Source organism: Achromobacter maghribensis (assembly GCF_057334215.1).
In genome coordinates, this window is the sequence record NZ_JBHFII010000034.1 from 88495 (window position 1) to 104334 (window position 15840).

18 protein-coding genes and 1 pseudogene are annotated in these 15840 nt (G+C 65.2%); 5 read left to right on the forward strand and 14 right to left on the reverse strand.

Features of this window, described 5'->3' with window-relative positions:
• From ACE039_RS14060 to ACE039_RS14070, 3 genes and pseudogenes are all read right to left on the reverse strand, one after another.
• Nucleotides 1–321, reverse strand: a pseudogene (locus tag ACE039_RS14060) (TAXI family TRAP transporter solute-binding subunit); the annotation flags it as partial.
• Nucleotides 322–323: 2 nt separating this feature from the next.
• Nucleotides 324–1532, reverse strand: a complete 1209-nt coding sequence (gene gltS / locus ACE039_RS14065; protein WP_485822636.1) for a sodium/glutamate symporter — start codon at nt 1530–1532, stop codon at nt 324–326.
• A gap of 161 nt (nt 1533–1693) precedes the next feature.
• A complete protein-coding gene (locus tag ACE039_RS14070; protein ID WP_485822637.1) occupies nt 1694–2200 on the reverse strand; it encodes a GNAT family N-acetyltransferase in 507 nt (168 codons plus the stop codon).
• Nucleotides 2201–2471: 271 nt separating this feature from the next.
• Here ACE039_RS14070 and ACE039_RS14075 point away from each other — a divergent pair, with 271 nt between their 5' ends.
• Entirely contained in the window at nt 2472–3530 is a 1059-nt protein-coding gene (locus tag ACE039_RS14075; RefSeq protein WP_105559271.1) for a glycosyltransferase family 2 protein, read from the forward strand.
• A gap of 115 nt (nt 3531–3645) precedes the next feature.
• On the opposite strand, the gene ACE039_RS14080 is transcribed toward ACE039_RS14075, so the two are convergent.
• Nucleotides 3646–4041: a GtrA family protein gene (locus tag ACE039_RS14080; RefSeq protein WP_485822638.1), complete on the reverse strand. Its 396-nt coding sequence runs from the start codon at nt 4039–4041 to the stop codon at nt 3646–3648.
• A gap of 36 nt (nt 4042–4077) precedes the next feature.
• Here ACE039_RS14080 and ACE039_RS14085 point away from each other — a divergent pair, with 36 nt between their 5' ends.
• On the forward strand, nt 4078–4890 hold the full coding sequence (locus ACE039_RS14085) for a ChbG/HpnK family deacetylase (RefSeq protein ID WP_485822639.1): 813 nt from the start codon (nt 4078–4080) through the stop codon (nt 4888–4890).
• Between the two features lie 18 nt (nt 4891–4908).
• Here the strand turns inward: ACE039_RS14085 and ACE039_RS14090 are convergent, their stop codons facing one another.
• Nucleotides 4909–5772: a LysR family transcriptional regulator gene (locus ACE039_RS14090; RefSeq protein ID WP_485822640.1), complete on the reverse strand. Its 864-nt coding sequence runs from the start codon at nt 5770–5772 to the stop codon at nt 4909–4911.
• Nucleotides 5773–5876: 104 nt separating this feature from the next.
• Here ACE039_RS14090 and ACE039_RS14095 point away from each other — a divergent pair, with 104 nt between their 5' ends.
• A complete protein-coding gene (locus ACE039_RS14095; RefSeq protein WP_105559269.1) occupies nt 5877–6362 on the forward strand; it encodes a multidrug/biocide efflux PACE transporter in 486 nt (161 codons plus the stop codon).
• Here ACE039_RS14095 and ACE039_RS14100 read toward each other — a convergent pair.
• The 9 genes from ACE039_RS14100 to ACE039_RS14140 all read right to left on the reverse strand — a co-directional run bounded on the left by ACE039_RS14100 (nt 6349) and on the right by ACE039_RS14140 (nt 14637).
• Nucleotides 6349–6999, reverse strand: coding sequence for a GntR family transcriptional regulator (locus tag ACE039_RS14100; protein WP_310034233.1), 651 nt, complete (start codon nt 6997–6999; stop codon nt 6349–6351). The two genes, ACE039_RS14095 and ACE039_RS14100, sit on opposite strands and share 14 nt — an antisense overlap.
• Nucleotides 6999–7964, reverse strand: a complete 966-nt coding sequence (locus ACE039_RS14105; protein WP_105559267.1) for a branched-chain amino acid ABC transporter permease — start codon at nt 7962–7964, stop codon at nt 6999–7001. Before ACE039_RS14105 ends, ACE039_RS14100 begins: the two co-directional genes overlap by 1 nt.
• A 1-nt stretch (nt 7965) precedes the next feature.
• The gene (locus ACE039_RS14110; RefSeq protein ID WP_006217401.1) at nt 7966–8868 is read right to left on the reverse strand and encodes a branched-chain amino acid ABC transporter permease; all 903 of its coding nucleotides are present in this window, start codon (nt 8866–8868) and stop codon (nt 7966–7968) included.
• A gap of 27 nt (nt 8869–8895) precedes the next feature.
• Nucleotides 8896–10101: an ABC transporter substrate-binding protein gene (locus ACE039_RS14115; protein ID WP_485822641.1), complete on the reverse strand. Its 1206-nt coding sequence runs from the start codon at nt 10099–10101 to the stop codon at nt 8896–8898.
• A gap of 57 nt (nt 10102–10158) precedes the next feature.
• Entirely contained in the window at nt 10159–10884 is a 726-nt protein-coding gene (locus tag ACE039_RS14120) for an ABC transporter ATP-binding protein (protein ID WP_332008925.1), read from the reverse strand.
• Entirely contained in the window at nt 10877–11632 is a 756-nt protein-coding gene (locus tag ACE039_RS14125; RefSeq protein WP_105559264.1) for an ABC transporter ATP-binding protein, read from the reverse strand. Before ACE039_RS14125 ends, ACE039_RS14120 begins: the two co-directional genes overlap by 8 nt.
• Nucleotides 11633–11719: 87 nt before the next feature.
• The gene (locus ACE039_RS14130) at nt 11720–12631 is read right to left on the reverse strand and encodes a dihydrodipicolinate synthase family protein (protein WP_313463606.1); all 912 of its coding nucleotides are present in this window, start codon (nt 12629–12631) and stop codon (nt 11720–11722) included.
• Nucleotides 12632–12826: 195 nt separating this feature from the next.
• A complete protein-coding gene (locus tag ACE039_RS14135; protein ID WP_448710883.1) occupies nt 12827–13714 on the reverse strand; it encodes an alpha/beta hydrolase in 888 nt (295 codons plus the stop codon).
• A gap of 38 nt (nt 13715–13752) precedes the next feature.
• On the reverse strand, nt 13753–14637 hold the full coding sequence (locus ACE039_RS14140) for a LysR family transcriptional regulator (protein WP_485822642.1): 885 nt from the start codon (nt 14635–14637) through the stop codon (nt 13753–13755).
• A gap of 97 nt (nt 14638–14734) precedes the next feature.
• Between ACE039_RS14140 and ACE039_RS14145 the strand changes: the two genes are divergently transcribed.
• Both ACE039_RS14145 and ACE039_RS14150 read left to right on the forward strand, forming a co-directional pair.
• Nucleotides 14735–15157, forward strand: coding sequence for a CidA/LrgA family protein (locus tag ACE039_RS14145; RefSeq protein WP_485822643.1), 423 nt, complete (start codon nt 14735–14737; stop codon nt 15155–15157).
• Nucleotides 15147–15839, forward strand: coding sequence for an LrgB family protein (locus tag ACE039_RS14150; protein WP_448710889.1), 693 nt, complete (start codon nt 15147–15149; stop codon nt 15837–15839). Before ACE039_RS14145 ends, ACE039_RS14150 begins: the two co-directional genes overlap by 11 nt.
• Nucleotide 15840 lies beyond the last annotated feature (1 nt).

Consider the following 15840-nt stretch of genomic DNA (forward strand, 5'->3'; position numbering starts at 1 on the left):
GCTGCGCGGGCCCGCGCCCAGCAGTGTCACCAGCGACGCCGCACCCGGCTGGTCCCAGGCGCCTAGCGCGATGTCGCGGCCCAGATCCAGTTCGACGTCGTAATAGACCACGCGGCGGGTTTCGCCGGGGGGCGCGTTGCTGTCCGCGGCCGATCCCATGCGCGTGAGTTCGGCGATGCGGAACACGCCTTGACCATAGGTGGCGTTCAGGCCGCGTTCGACGTCGGCGCGCAGGGCGTCGGTATCGGGCGCGCGGCCGCAGGCCGCCAGGACCAGGCACAGCCCGATCAGGGCAATACGCTTGAGGATGGACAGGTTCATGCTTACATCCCTCCGACGAACGGCAGCGAAATCAAGGACGTCAGCACGATCACGTTCAGGATGTCGACCAGGAACGCGCCCGTCACCGGCACCACGATGAAGGCTTCCGGCGCGGGCCCGTGGCGGCGCGTCAGGGCCTGCATGTTGGCGATGGCGGTGGCCGTGGCGCCCAGCCCGAATCCGCAGAAAGCGGCCGACATGATGGCGGCTTCGTAATCGCTCTTGAGCATCCGGAACACCACCCAGGTGGCATACAACGCGCAGAACAGCGTCTGCACCACCAGCATCAGGGCCAGCGGGCCCGCCAATCGCGCCACGCTGGACAAGTCCAGCGTCATCATGGTCATGCCCAGGAATAGCGACAGGGAGATCGTGCCGATGATTTCGGTGGCGCGGTCGTCCAGCTTCAGGCCCACGCGCACGCCGACGTTGCGGATCAGCACGCCGGTTGCCAGGCACCACAGGAAGTTGGGCAGGCTGACCGGTGCGCCTTCCACCAGCATCGCAAGGTAGCCGCCGACGACCAGGCACACGAAGGCGGCGGTCAGCGACACGATGAACGAGCCGGCCGTGGCGGGTGCGGCCTCTTCGGCCAGATCCGGCGCGGCATGCCCGGTCTGCGCCGGGTGGTCCAGGCTGCCGGCCAGCTTGTGCCGCCGCATGATCCATTCCGCCACCGGGCCACCCACCACGCCGCCCAGCACCAGGCCCAGCGTGGCCGAGGTCATCGCCAGCGCCATGACGTCCTGGATGTTGTTGAAGTCGGCAAAGCGCGTGGCATAGGCCGCGCCGGTGCCGTGGCCGCCCACCAGGGTGATGGTGCCGCCCAGCAGACCCATCAGCGGATGCATGTCCAGCAGCCAGGCCATGCCCAGGCCCACGGCGTTCTGCAGGACCAGGAAGGGAATCAGCGCCAGCAGGAAGGCGATCAACCGCGGGCCGCCCTTGGCCAGCAGCTTCAGGTTCGCGGTCAGCCCGATGCAGCCGAAGAACAGCAGCAGCAAGGTGGGCTTGATGCTGGTTTCCATCGAGATCGACACGCCGCCCCATGTCGACAGCAAGTAGGCCAGCACGGCGAACAGCAGGCCGCCCACGATCGGATCGGGGATGCTGTAGCGCGACAGGATGCCGATGCGCGAGGTCAGCACCCGGCCGATGACCAGCACCAGGCAGCATGCAAGCAGGGATTGAACGGGCGAAAGCGAAATCATATGGGCCTTCGCGCCCCGACGGGCGCAGCAATGCAAAGCAGAGGGAACCGTTGCCGCCACATCGTTCAAACTGTGGCCCTATATTACGACCGTGATCGCAACGATGTATATGGGCGCGGCAACGCGCGTGGCCCCGTCAGGAGGCCGGGTGCAAGCGCCGCCTACAGCGGAAACACGCGCGACATGTAACTGGCTTGCGGACCGTATCCGGCCAGCTTTTCCGCCAGCCCGGGGGGCAGCGAGCGGCCTTCGCCGTACACCGCCTGATAGCCGTGACGCCGCCAATAGCCCACGGCAGACTCCAGCGACACCAGGCTGGCGCGGCGCATGCCGCTTTCCATGGCCTGGCTGGCCGCCGTCCGAAGCAGCGTCTGGCCCACGCGCAGCCCTTGCGCGGACGGCACCACGGCGCAGTCATGCAGGAACCAGTGGTCGGCCTGCGGCGGCAGCGCAGCCAACGCCACGTCCAGCGCGGGAGGCAGGCCGTCATCCCAGGGGTACGAAACCAGGTAACCCAGCAGGGAGCCGTCGGCGGCTGCGCGCGCCACCCAGCAATAGGCGGGCGCAAGCGTCAGGCGATTGAGGAAGAACTCCGCGCTTTCAAGCAGAAAGCCGGGGTAGGCCAGGGTCTGGGCATCCAAAATGCCGTCCACGTCGCTGGCCAGCATAGGGCGGACTCGGTATTGCATGACAACCTGTGAAAACAAGAAAAGCCGGCGCATTTTACCGGCGTCCGGTTGGGTGCTGCTTTACGAGGTTTCACAAATCAGGGACATAGGTTAACGAGGCTTGCACGCGACTTCATAGTTTTCGCGGTGCGTGTCCCTAGAATTCGCTCAAGTTCCAGCAAGCGGCGGTTGTGCCGCATTTCATGAAAATTCGACGACGCCCTACGCATACTGCTCGCCATATCGTCCTGTATTCCGAGTCAAGCGTCTTATGCACATCCAATTCCGGTCCGATCCGATCCCGCAGCAAGTGTTGGCCAAAACGTATCCCTTGGATTCGCTCTGGTCTTCCAAGGCGGCGGCCGTGCCCTATGACACTTGCGTGACCTGCGTCATCCCGTGCCTGAACGAGGCCGAGAACCTGCGCATCCTGTTGCCGCTGTTGCGCAGCCGCCTGTCGGCCTTGTGCACCAGCTGGGAAATCATCGTGGCCGATGACGGCAGCACGGATGGCACCGAAGCGCTGATGGCTGAATGGACGCAGCATCGCGGCTTTCGCTACGTGCAGCTGTCGCGCAATTTCGGCAAGGAAGCTGCGCTGAGCGCGGGCCTGGAAGCCGCCACGGGCAATGCCGTGATCTGCCTGGATGCGGACCTTCAGCATCCGCCCGCGTTGATCGAGCAGATGCTGGCGCGCTGGGCCGCTGGCGCCGAAATGGTCTATGCCGTGCGCGAAACCCGCGCCGATGAATCCTGGGTGAAGCGCTCTGGCGCACGCTGGTTCTACAAACTGCTGAGCAGCGCGCGCGGGGTTGACGTGCCGGCGCACGCGGGCGATTTCCGCTTGATGGACCGCGGCGTGGTCGACGCGCTGATCGCCTTGCCCGAACGCACGCGTTTCATGAAGGGCTTGTATGCCTGGGTCGGTTTCAAGGGCGAAGCGCTGCCGTATACCCCCGACGAACGCCTGCATGGCGATAGCCGGTTCAGCGGCATGCGCCTGTTCCGCCTGGCGCTGGATGGCCTGACCGCGTTCACGACCTGGCCCTTGCGCCTGGTCAGCCTGGTCGGTGTCGTCTTCGCCATGCTGGGGATGTCGTATGCCGCGTACCTCGTCGGCGAATACCTGCTGTCGGGCAACCCGGTGTCTGGCTGGACCACGATCGTCACCGCCGTACTGTTCTTTGCCGGCGTCAACCTGATTTCTCTGGGCGTGGTGGGCGAATACGTCGCCCGCATCTTCGACGAGGTGAAGGGCCGGCCGCTATACGTCGTGCGCCGGCGCCAGGGCGTGGCCTCGCGCGCGGACAAGGCCACGGGCACGGGTTGAGCATGGCTGATGGCCGGTGAAGGCCTCTACGCAGAACTCTACGCAGACGTCGCACGGTACAGGCTGCCCAGCGGATCGCACGCGGCGCCGTGGCGGTGCACGGCGCGCCACGCCTTCAGGCGGCGGGCTTGTGGCGGAATGCCCAGAGCCGGCTAGCGGCGAACGTGGCGAACGCCAATCCCACCAGGATCAGGGCCAGCAGCACGTCATAGGGAATGGCAGTGGTGTGCAGCAGCAAGGCATAGGCCGATTCGTTGATCACAAAACCGATGGCTGAAATCAAGAAGAAACGACGGGCTGCTACGGTCCAGGATGTGCGGGTATGTCGGAAGGTAAGTCGGTAGTGTCCCGAGAACGAAACCACGAAGGCCACCAGCCAGCCCACCAGGTTGGCGGCCAATGGTGGCAAGTGGAAGGCTTCGACGCAGCCGACGGCAATGGCCCAGTGCGTGGCAGCGGCAGCGCAGCCGACGACGACGAAAAGGCTGATCTGCTGAAGCAAGGCGCGCATGGAAGCCGTGGTGAAATGGAAATTCGAGGTGATGCAATGAGCAAACGAATCGTCGTCTGCGGTGACGATTTTGGCATGAATACCGACATCGATGAAGGCATGATCGCGTTGGCGGGCATGGGCCGCATCAGTGCGGTCAGTTGTCTGTCGCAGGGGCCCACGTTTGCCCGCAATGCAGCCCGCCTGTCGGCGCATGACGTCGATATCGGCCTGCATGTGAATTTCTCGGAATCGCTGGACGAGGCCGAGCCCATGCCCTCCTTAAGTGGGCTGATCCTGCGCGCGTATGCCGGCCGGCTGGACCGCGCGTGGATCGACGCGTGCCTGAACCGCCAATTCGACGCGTTCGAAGCCGCGTTGGGACGCGCGCCCGACTATGTGGATGGCCATCAGCACGTGCATCAGCTGCCCGGCATCCGCGACCAGGTGTTATCGCAACTGAAGCGCCGCTACGGCGATAGGCAGCCCTGGCTGCGGCAGACGGCGCCCGGCGCGCTATGCGGCATTCCGCTCAAGGAATCGATCAAGGCGCGCATCATCGGCGCCTTGGGTGCAGCGGCGCTGGCCCGCCAGGCCCGGCGGGAAGGCCTGCGTACCAATCGCCGGCTGCTGGGCGTATATGGTTTCGACGGCGGCAAGCGCCGCTATGCGGACTTGTTGCAGAACTGGCTGTTCAATGCGCATGACGGCGATTTGCTGATGTGTCATCCCGCGATGGACTGCCGGGAAGGCAGCCCCATGTCGCGCCAGCGCCGCGCCGAATTCGATGTGCTGGCCTGCCCCAAGCTGGGCGACTGGTTGAGTGAAAACGGCGTGCGCATCGCGCGCCTGCCGGCTGCCGCGCGCTGACCCGCAGCCTGACGCCGGCTACCCGCGCGTCAGGCTGTCCAGCAGCCAGGCGCCCGCGGGCCCCAGGGGGCGGCGCGTGGACCACACGACATCCACGCGAATATGGCGCGGCCAGCCCGGCACAGTCAGTTCCACCAATTGCTTGCGCCCGAAGCGCTGGATCATCCAGCGCGGCAATTCCGCCCAGCCGAAGCCCAGGCTGGCCATTTCCAGCAGCATCAGATAACCCGGCGCCGACCAGGTCGAGTTAGGCGGCGCGGCGTCCTTGTCATCCAGTTCGTAGGTGCTAAGGCGGAGTTCGCGTTCGGCATCGAGGTCGCCGCGCGTGATGCGTGCCCGGCCCGCCAGCGGATGGTTGCGCCCCACGCACAGGACGATTTCGGACAGTTCCGTCAACGTGGCGTGCGCGACGTCGGGCGGGTAGCTGTCTTGCGCCGCCATCAGGCCGACGTGCGCGCGGCCTTGCTGCACCAGCGCCACCACGTCTTCGTATTCCGCGATCAGGCATTCGAAGCGCAACGTGGGGTAGCGCCGGTCGATCTGGCTGAGCATGGTCTCGAACGTCTCGGACTGGAACGTGTCGGACAGCACCACGGTCAGGCGGGGCTCCAGCCCGTCGGCCAATTGACTGGCGCTGCGGTTGAACCGGTCGTTCGCGGCCAGCACTTGCAGGGCCTGGCCCAGCAGCACCTGGCCGGCTTCGGTCAGCGCGGGCTGGCGTTGGCTGCGGTCGAACAGCGTGACGTTCAGGTCCACTTCCAGGTTGGCGATGGTTTCGCTGATGGTGGACTGGCTTTTACCCATTTTTCGCGCAGCGGCGGAAAACGAGCCTTCCGACGCGACTTGGGCAAACGCGGCCAGGGATTCAAGGGAGTGGCGCATGGGCAGGGCGGGCTATCGGTTTTTCCGATGGATTCAATCTTTATCGTACCGGAAATATCGTCGAAAATCGCTCCCACTCTGTAGCAACCGACCTCAGGTGGGTCATGACGCAAGCCACGAAAACCCTAAAAGAACGTTTCTTCCACGCCTTTCTGTTTGAAATCCTGGCCATCGGCCTGTGCGCGCCGGCCGCCGCCTGGGCCATGGGCAAGTCCCTGTTTGAAATGGGCGTGCTGACCGCGGTCATCGCCTGGATCGCGCTGGTCTGGAACATGATCTACAACGCCGGCTTCGACCGCGTCGAGAACCGTTTCGGCTGGACCCGCAACCTGCGCGTGCGCATCTTGCACGCCTTCGGATTCGAACTGGGCCTGATCCTGATCGTGATCCCGCTGGCGGCCTGGTGGCTTAGCATCAGCCTCTGGGAAGCCTTCGTGCTGGATATCGCGCTGGTGCTGTTCTATTTGCCCTATGCGTTTCTGTACAACCTGGCCTACGACCGGTCGCGTCCGCGCGTCATGCAATGGCTGAACCGGGGCAAGGCGGGCGCCGTGTCCCCGGTTGCGGTGCCGGCCGCTACGCGTCAATGACCTTGCGCGTGAACATTTCCAGGTAGTCCATCAAGGAATCCGCGCCCTTGATGGCCGCGGCTTCGTTGCCCGTGGCAATGCCCTGGGCCATCAGCATGTGGCGCCGGGCGCCCTCGGCGATATCGCCCTCGTGCTGATAGGCGTACCAGAAGCGCCGGCACTGGATGATCAGCGGTTCCACGGCGTTCACGGCGGACAGGTTGCGGCAGGCTTCGTGGCAAACGTAGTCCAGCAACTGGTCGGCGTGCATGTAGTCGTCCAGGTTGCCGCCTTCGGAAGCGCGGATCATCTGCGCCGCGCAGTCCACGATCTGGGTGCGTTGCGCGGGCGTGGCGCGCCGCGCCGCGCTGGCGGCGATCAACTGTTCCAGGGCGCGGCGGGTCTGGATCAGGTCCATGTGGTCCGCCAGCTGGATCATCGACACGCGCAGGCCGCGCCGGGGTTCCTGGCGGATCAGCCCGGCCGCCACCATGCGCAGCAGCGCCTCGCGGAGCGGCGTGCGCCCCAGGCCAGTCTTTTCCACCAGATCCGCTTCCACGACCGCGCTGCCAGGCTGCAACTGCAGCGTGGCGATCATGCTCTCGATCTGGTCGTAGGCGACATCCGCGGCGCGCCGTTTGGGTTCTGCTCCTGCCATCAATTATTGTTTTCCTTCGTTTTGCGCCACTGCGTGTAGGCCAGCCATTCGCCGACGAACCCGCGTCGGAAGAACGACACGCACAACACGAAAATCAGCCCGATGACGATCGTGACGACATCGCCCAGGGTGGCAAGGTAGTTCTGCAAGCTGACGACCAGCGTTGCGCCGACCACCGGGCCCCATACCGTGCCGATACCGCCCAGCAGCGTCATCAGCAGGACCTCGGTGGAGGTGGACAGCGACACGTCGTTCAACGCCACCAATTGAAGCACCAGCGCCTTGAGCGACCCGGCCAGGCCGGCCACCGCCGCGGACAGCACGAAGGCCAGCAGCTTGCACCGATCCGTATCGTAACCTAGCGAAATGGCGCGCGGCGCGTTGTCCCGGATGGTCTTGAGCACCTGGCCGAACGGTGAATGGATCACCCGGTAGACGAACAGGAAGCCCAGCACGAACACCGCCAGCGCGAAGTAATACATGTTCGTATCGACGCTCAGGTCCACCAGGCCCAGGAACTTGCCGCGGGGGATGCCCTGCATGCCGTCCTCGCCGCGCGTCCAGCCCACCTGCACCGCCATGAAGTAGGCGACTTGCGACAGCGCCAGCGTGATCATCGCGAAATAGATGCCGGTGCGCCGGATGGCCAGCCACCCGATCGCATAGCCGATGGCCGCGGCCATCGCCACGCCGCACAGCATGGCGATTTCGGGCGGCAGGCCGCGTGCGCCGAAGAGAATCATCATTTCACCGGCGGCGTAGCCGGCCCAGCCGAAGAACGCCGCATGCCCGAAGGACACCAGGCCGGTAAACCCCGTCAGCAGGTTGAAGGCCAGCGCGAACAGCGCAAAGCACAGCACTTTCATGACGAACACGGGGTAGACGATCTGGGGAAAGAAGGGCACCAGCATCGCGGGCACCAGCAGCAGCGCCAGGATGCGGATCGAAAGGGGAATGCGCGGCACCTTATTTCTCCTTGCCGAACAGGCCGGCGGGGCGCATCAGCAGCACGACGGCCATCACGATGAACACGACCACGGTGGACGCTTCGGGATAGAACACTTTGGTCAGGCCCTCCAGCAGGCCCAGCGCCAGGCCGGTGACGATGGCGCCCATGATGGAGCCCAGGCCGCCGATCACCACCACGGCAAACACGATGTTCAGCAAGTTGGAGCCCATCAGCGGGTTGATCTGCATGACGGGCGCCGCCAGCACGCCCGCCACGCCCGCCAGCGCCACGCCGAAACCGTAGGTCAGCGTGATCATCACCGGCACGTTCACGCCGAAGGCCTGCAGCAGCTTCGGGTTCTCGGTGCCGGCGCGCAGCATGGCCCCCAGCCGGGTGCGTTCGAACAGGTACCAGGTTGCGATGCATAGCGTCAGCGACGCCACCACCACGAATCCCCGGTACGCAGGCAGGAACATGAAGCCCAGGTCGAAGCCACCCTGCAGGATCTCGGGCGGCTCGTAGCCCACGCCCGAGATGCCGTAGAAGTAGCGGAACCCGCCCTCCATCATCAGCGCGATGCCAAAGGTCAGCAGCAGCCCGTACAGATGGTCCAGGTGATACAGCCGTTTAAGCAGCGTCTTTTCGATGACGACGCCGACCGCGCCCACCAATAGCGGCGCCAGGATCAGTGCGGCCCAGAAGTTGATCTGCACCCCGGGCCCCAGCAACTGCGGCAGCTGCGTGAAACCGATCCACGCCAGAAACGCCGCCATCATGAACTGGGCGCCGTGCGTGAAATTGACGATATTGAGCAGGCCGAAGATGATGGCCAGCCCCATGCTCAGGATGGCGTAGAAGCAACCGTTGATCAGCCCCACCAGCAGTTGGGCGAGCAGGGCGGGAAGGGAGATGTCGAACATGGCGGGTAGCGGGCGGCGTGGGTGGCGTTACGACTTGTTCAACGGGCAGGCGGCCTGCGGCTTGGGGAACACGTCCTCGCCCTTCAGCACCGACTTCACGTTGTAGTAGTCCCACGGGGCCTTGGACTGCGCCGGCGTCTTCACCTGCAACAGCAGCATGTCATGCACCAGGGCGCCGTCCGCGCGCAATTTGCCGTTTCGGATCACGGCGTCGTTGATGGTCATTTCACGCAGCTTGGCCATCACGGCCGGCGCGTCGTCCGTGCCTGCGGCTTCGATCGCCTTCAAGTACGACAGCGTGGCGGAATACACGCCGGCCTGCGAAGCCGTCGGCATCTTCTTGGCCTTCTCGAAGAACTTCTTGGCCCAGGCCCGCGAGGCGTCGTCGTAGTCCCAGTAGAACGCTTCGGTCAGATACATGCCCTGCGCTTTGGCCAGGCCCATGCTGTGCACGTCCGAGATATACGTCAGCAGCGGCGCCACGATCTGCTTCTTGTTGATGCCGAATTCGTTGGCCTGCCTGACGGCGTTGACCGTGTCGTTGCCGGCGTTGGCCAGCGCGATCACGTCGGCCTTCGAGGCTTGCGCCTTCAGCAGGAACGACGAGAAGTCGTTGCCCGGGAACGGGTGGCGCGACACGCCGACGACGGTGCCGCCGTTTTCCTTGATGACTTCGGTGGCGTCTTTTTCCAGCGAGTGGCCGAAGGTGTAGTCGGCAGTGATGAAGTACCAGGTTTTCTTGCCTTCCTGGACCAGCGCGCGCGCCGTGCCAGCCGCCAGCGCGTAGGTGTTGGTGGTCCATTGCGCATTCAGCGGCGAACACTTTTCGCCCAGGATTGCGGTGGACAGGCCTGCCGACGGCATCGTCACGCGGTTCTTCTGCTTGGCGATTTCCATCACGGCCAGCGCGGTGGACGCGGTGGGAAAGTCCGTGATCATGTCGACCTTGCCCTGGTCGAACCACTCGCGGGCCAGATTGGCGGCCACGTCGGGCTTGTTCTGGTGATCGGCGGCGACCACTTCCACGGGCTTGCCCAGCACCTTGTTGCCCATCTCTTCGGCAGCCAGCCGGGCGGCGATCACGGAACCGTTGCCCGCCAGATCGGAATAGACGCCCGACAGGTCGGTCAGCACGCCAACCTTGACGACGTCGTCGCTGATCTTGGCTTGCGCGTGGACCGCGCCGGCCGCGCCGAGGGTAAGCAGCGTTGCTGCGATTCGATTCAATTTCATCTGACTACGCTCCGTGTAGGAATGGGGGACTGCGGTCGGAAGGAATACAGCGGGACATCAAATGCCAAGCAAGGCGTTCAGCTTGTCTTGCGATTGCTGGACTTCGGCGCGGTCGATCACGGCAACCACCTGGCCGTGTTCGATGACGTAATGGCGATCGGCCAGATGCTGGGCGAAGCGGAAATTCTGTTCGACCAGCACGGTGGTGTAGCCGCGCGCTTTCAATTGCCGGATCACGCGGCCCAGCGATTGCACGATGACGGGAGCCAGGCCTTCGGTGATTTCGTCCAGCAGCAGCAAGCGGGCCCCGGTGCGCAGAATGCGCGCCATCGCCAGCATCTGCTGTTCGCCGCCCGACAGCCGGGTGCCGGGGCTGTGCGCGCGTTCTTTCAGGTTGGGGAACATCGCGTAGATCTCTTCCACCGACATCCCGCCCGGCCCGACCGAGGGCAGCAGCATGAGGTTTTCCTCGGCGGTCAACGACGCGTAGATGCCACGTTCTTCGGGGCAATAGCCGATGCCCCGGCGCGCGATCTTGTGGGTGGGCATCGCCACCGTTTCCTGTCCTTGGACTTTGATCGAGCCACTGCGACGGCCCACCAGGCCCAGGATGGCTTTCAGCGTCGAGCTGCGGCCTGCGCCGTTGCGGCCCAGCAGCGTCACGCATTCGCCGGGCTTCACGTCCAGGTCGATGCCGTGCAGGATGTGCGATTCGCCGTACCAGGCGTGCAGGTCGCGGATTTCCAGCATGTTCGCGGCGGCGCCGGCCACGGCTTCATTCATCTTCGGCTCCCATGTAGGCTTCGCGCACGGCGGGGTCTTCCGACACCGTCGCGTAGGGACCTTCGGCCAGGATCTCGCCCCGTTGCAAAACGGTGATGGTGTCGGAGATGTCCGCCACCACTTTCATGTTGTGTTCGACCATCAGGATCGTGCGTCCCGCCGACACCTGCTTGATCAGGTGCTTGACCCGGTCCACGTCCTCGTGGCCCATGCCCTGCGTGGGTTCGTCCAGCAGCAGCAACTCGGGCTCCAGCGCCAGCGTGGTCGCGATTTCCAGCGTGCGCTTGCGGCCATAGGGCAGGTCGCCCGCCGCCACGTCCAGATGCGTGCGCAAGCCAACCTGGTCCAGGAGTTCCTCGACGCGGTGGTGCAGGCTTTCCAGCGTGCTTTCTGATCGCCAGAAGCAATAGTCCACGCCCAGTTTGCGTTGCAGGGCCACGCGCACGTTCTCGCGCACCGATAACTGCGGGAACACGGCCGATATCTGGAACGAACGCACGATGCCGCGCCGCGCGGTCTGCGCGGGCCGTTCCTGCGTGATGTCCACGCCGTCGTACACGATCTGACCGCGCGTCGGAATGTGGAACTTGGTCAGCAGATTGAAGAACGTCGTCTTGCCTGCGCCATTCGGGCCGATCAGCGCGTGGATGGCGCCACGCCGCACGTTCAGGTCGACGTTGTTGACCGCCACGAATCCGCGGAATTCCTTGGTCAAGCCCCGGGTCTGAAGGATGATGTCGCTGTGCATGGTGTCCGTTAGGCGTGCAGGGGGACAGGCCCCTCCGCGCGTGGCGGAGGGTTCGTGCTGCGGCGAGCCGCGTCCGGGAACGGGCGCTTACGTCGACTGGTATTGCTTGGGGCGTTTGGCCATCGCGGCCTGGATGATGGCGGTGCAGCGTTCGCGTTCCGCGCCGACCAGCGGCAGGCGGGGGCGGCGCACATGTTCGTTGCCGACGCCGGCCAGGGTCTCGGCCAGCTTGATGTTCTGCACCAGCTTGGTGGACACGTCCAGATGCAGCAGCGGCGTGAACCACTGATACAGCGCCAGCGCGTCTTGCCACTGGCCGGCCTTCATCAGGTCGTACAGCGCCACGGTTTCACGCGGGAAGGCGGTGACCAGCCCGGCCAGCAGCCCGTCCGCGCCTAGCGCCAGCGCTTCGAACGACAGGTCGTCCACGCCGATGAACAGCTGGTAGCGCGTGCCCAGCGCGTTGCGCAGGTCGGTCAGGCGGCGGATGTCGTCGCTGCTTTCCTTGATGGCGACCAGCCAGGGGCAATCGGCCAGTTCGGCCATGTGCTCGGTCTTCAGGTCGACACGGTAGGCGACCGGATTGTTGTAGATCATGCAGGGCTTTTGCGCCGCTTCCGCCATGGTGCGGATGCTTTGCATCGCTTCGCGCGCATCCGCCACGTAGATCAGCGATGGCATCAGCATGAAGCCGTCCACGCCAAGTTCGACGGCGGCCTTGATGAAGCGCAGGGCTTCGCGGGTGCTGGTTTCCGACACATTGGCCAGCACGGGGATGCGGCCGGCGCTGACTTCCACGGCGCACCGCGTGACGTCGAGCTTTTCTTCCAGCGTCAGGGTGCTGGCTTCGCCCAGCGAGCCGCAGGTGACCAGGCCGTGGACCCCGTTGTCGATCAGAAAGCCGAAATGCTTGCGCATTGCGTCGAAGTCGAGGGATTCGTCGGCATGGAACTTACTGGTTACGGCAGGAAATACGCCCTGCCAACGCACGTTACTCAACTGGCTTCTCCTCAGGATGCCGACGCTTCAATGGCGGAGCGGCGAGCTGAAGCAAAGTCTAATATTCGTTAAATATATTTAATAGATATTTTTATATGGGAGTTTCCCGAGATCGGGTTTTCCCGGCAGGCACGGTGAACGGAAGGCAAGAAAAAGCCCCGCGCGGCGGCGGGGCGGCAAGGCGGCGCTGGACCGTCAGCCGGCCTTGCGCTTGTAGGCCCGGGTCGCGTCCTGCATGAACGTCTTGACCGCGGCGTCGTACTGCGGACCGCTGCGGAAGGCGCCCGAGTGCGACGCGCCTTCAATCTTCACCAGCCGCTTAAGGTCTGGCGCCACGTTGCGCGCGGCGGCGAAGAGCTCATCGCTCATCGTGTGGGGCACCACGCGGTCGGCAGTGCCGTGCATGAACAGCATGGGCGTGTGCATGCGGGCCAGCTTGTCCACCGAATCGAAAGGCTGCGTCACCAAGAGGCCCGCGCCCGGCACCTTGCCCCAGCGCAGGGTGCCCAGCATGGCACCGATGCTGGTGAAGCTGGATTCCACGATCAGGCCGGCGAAATCAGGCTGTTCGGGGCGGGCGGCCAGATCGATGGCGATGGCGCCGCCCAGGCTGTGCCCATACACGAAGCGGCGGGCGGCGTCAGGCTGAAGCCGTGCCAGTTCTTTCAGCCCGGCCATCGCGTCTTCCAACGCGCTGTCCTCGGAGGGCAGGCGCGGCGTGGAGGCGCCGAAGCCGCGGTAGTCGATGGCCAGGACGGAATACCCCATGCGGGTCCAGCCGTCGATACGGAAGGCGCTGCCGTTGAGGTTCCAGCGCGCGCCATGCAGGTACAGCACCGTGGGCGCACCCGTCTTGGGGCTTTGCCAATACCAGGCGCGCACCTTGTCGCCGTTGGCCAGCGCCAGGTCGTAGACCTCGGTGCCGGCGGCGGGTTCGCGCCACCACGTTTGCGGTTCGGACTGAGGGGAAAAGATCGTCTGGCGCTGCCAGGAGTCCAGGTGCGAGCACCCCACCACGCCGGCGGCGGCAAGCAGGGCGGCGACGAAAAGCCGGCGGATGGAGAATCGGGGCAGGGCGGGCATGAAAGCTATGACCCTGTCGGGCCGGTTGGGTTCCGGCATCAGGATACTCCGGGATGCGCCTCTCGCGTCAGTGCCAGCCACGCCTGCGCGGCATGCGACAGGTAACCGCCGCGCCGCCACACCAGCACCATTTCCCAATCGGTGCCCGGGTCGCGCAAGGGCACGCGGCAGACGCCGGCGGGCAAGGCATCGTCGGCCTTCAGCCGCGGCAGGAAGGCCACGCCCAGCCCGGCTGCTACCAGCGCCACGATGAAATCGATCTGGCCGCTACGCGCCGCGATGGCGGGCGTGAAGCCCGCGCGTTGGCAGGCGTCGTGGATGATGCGGTTCAGGGCAAAGCCCGTTTCGAACAGGATGAACGGGGACGCGCGCAGGTCATGCAGGCCGACCGAGGCGGCGCGCGCGCTCGGGTGGTCGGCCGGCAGCAACGCGATCAAGGGTTCGCGCGCCACCGGCTGCCATTCCACGTTGTCGGGCACGGGCTGCAGCGATGCCGCCAGTTCGATCTCGCCCGTCATCACCATTTCCTCCAGCCGGCGGCTGCCATGCTCGACCAGGCTGATCTCGATCTGCGGATAGCGGCTGCGAAAGCGCGCGAACATCGGCGCGAACAGCGAACTGCCCAGTGGCGGCAAACCCAGGCGCAGCACGCCGCGCTTGAGTCCCTTCAGATCGTCCAGTTCGGCGTACAGGTCGTCGCGTTCCGCCAACATCGCCATGGCGCGCCGATAGACGATTTCCCCCGCGTCCGTCAGCCGGATGGGTTGCGCCTGGCGGTCCAGCAGCGGCAGGCCAAGCTCGTCCTCCAGCTGGCGCACCGCCTTGCTCACCGTGGGCTGCGTCGCGTGGATGGTCTTGGCTGCCTGGGAAAAGCCGCCTTGGCGAACCACCTCCACCAGGGCGCGCAACGCGCGTAGGTCCATGGTTATGCCTATTTGGAATACATTGAATTCATCGAATTCATTTTATCTATGGGCTGCGCAGGCGTAAAACAAAAGCTTGCCGCAGGAAGCCCGCCTCATGTCTCGCCCCTCTCTTCGTTTACTGCCCCGCATCACGCTGGTGTTGCGCCTTGCGCTGCGTCGCAGCCGCGTGCTGCAAATCGCGCTGATCGTCCTGTTCGCCTTGTTAGGCCAAGTGCTGGCCAAGGCCCTCGGGCTGCCTGTGCCGGGCGGCGTCATCGGAATGGCGCTGGTGCTGGCGCTGCTGGCCACGCGGCGGCTGCGGGTGCGCAACGTGCACCGCGGCGCCAGTTGGCTGCTGGCCGAAATGCTGCTGTTCTTCGTGCCGGCGGTCATGTCGTTGCTGGACCATCGCGAATTCCTGGGGATGCTGGGCGTCAAGCTGCTGGTCGTCATCCTGCTGGGCACCGCGATGGTCATGGCCGGTACTGCGCTGACCATCGACCTGTGCTATCGCTGGATGAACCGCCATGCCGTCTGAATTCAATCAACTGTTCTGGCCGGCGGCCACCGTCGCCGCCTACGCTTGCGCGCGGCTGTTCTATCGCCGCCATGCCTACTGGTGGACATCGACCCTGGTGGTGGCGCCTGCGCTGCTGCTGGGCCTGGCGATCATGCTGCACACCGGCTACCGCGACTACATGTCCGGGTCGCATTGGCTGATGGCGATGCTGGGGCCGGTCATCGTGGCCTTCGCGCTGCCGCTCTACGAACAGCGCGCGCTGATCCGGCGCTACTGGCCAGTGTTGGCGGCCGGGGTGGCGGTGGGCAGCCTGATCGCCGGCGTCAGCGCGTGGATGTTGGGCAGCTTGCTCGACTTGCCGCCCGACCTGCGGCTGAGCCTGCTGCCGCGTTCGGTCGCCACGCCGTTCGCGGTGGCGGTCTCGTCCCATGTGGGTGGCGTGCCGGATCTGACGGCGGTGTTCGTGATCGTGACCGGCGTGTTCGGCGCGGCCATTGGTCAATTGATGCGCCGCTGGCTGCCGCTGCGCTCCGCGTTGGCACGGGGCGCGCTGTTCGGCATGGGCGCGCACGGCGCCGGAACGGCGAAGGCCCGCGAACTGGCGGCCGAAGAGGGCGCCGTCGCGGGCCTGGTGATGGTGATGGCGGGACTGTTCAACGTGTTGGTCACCCCCGCCGTCGTCGTCGGCCTGCTGGCCTGAC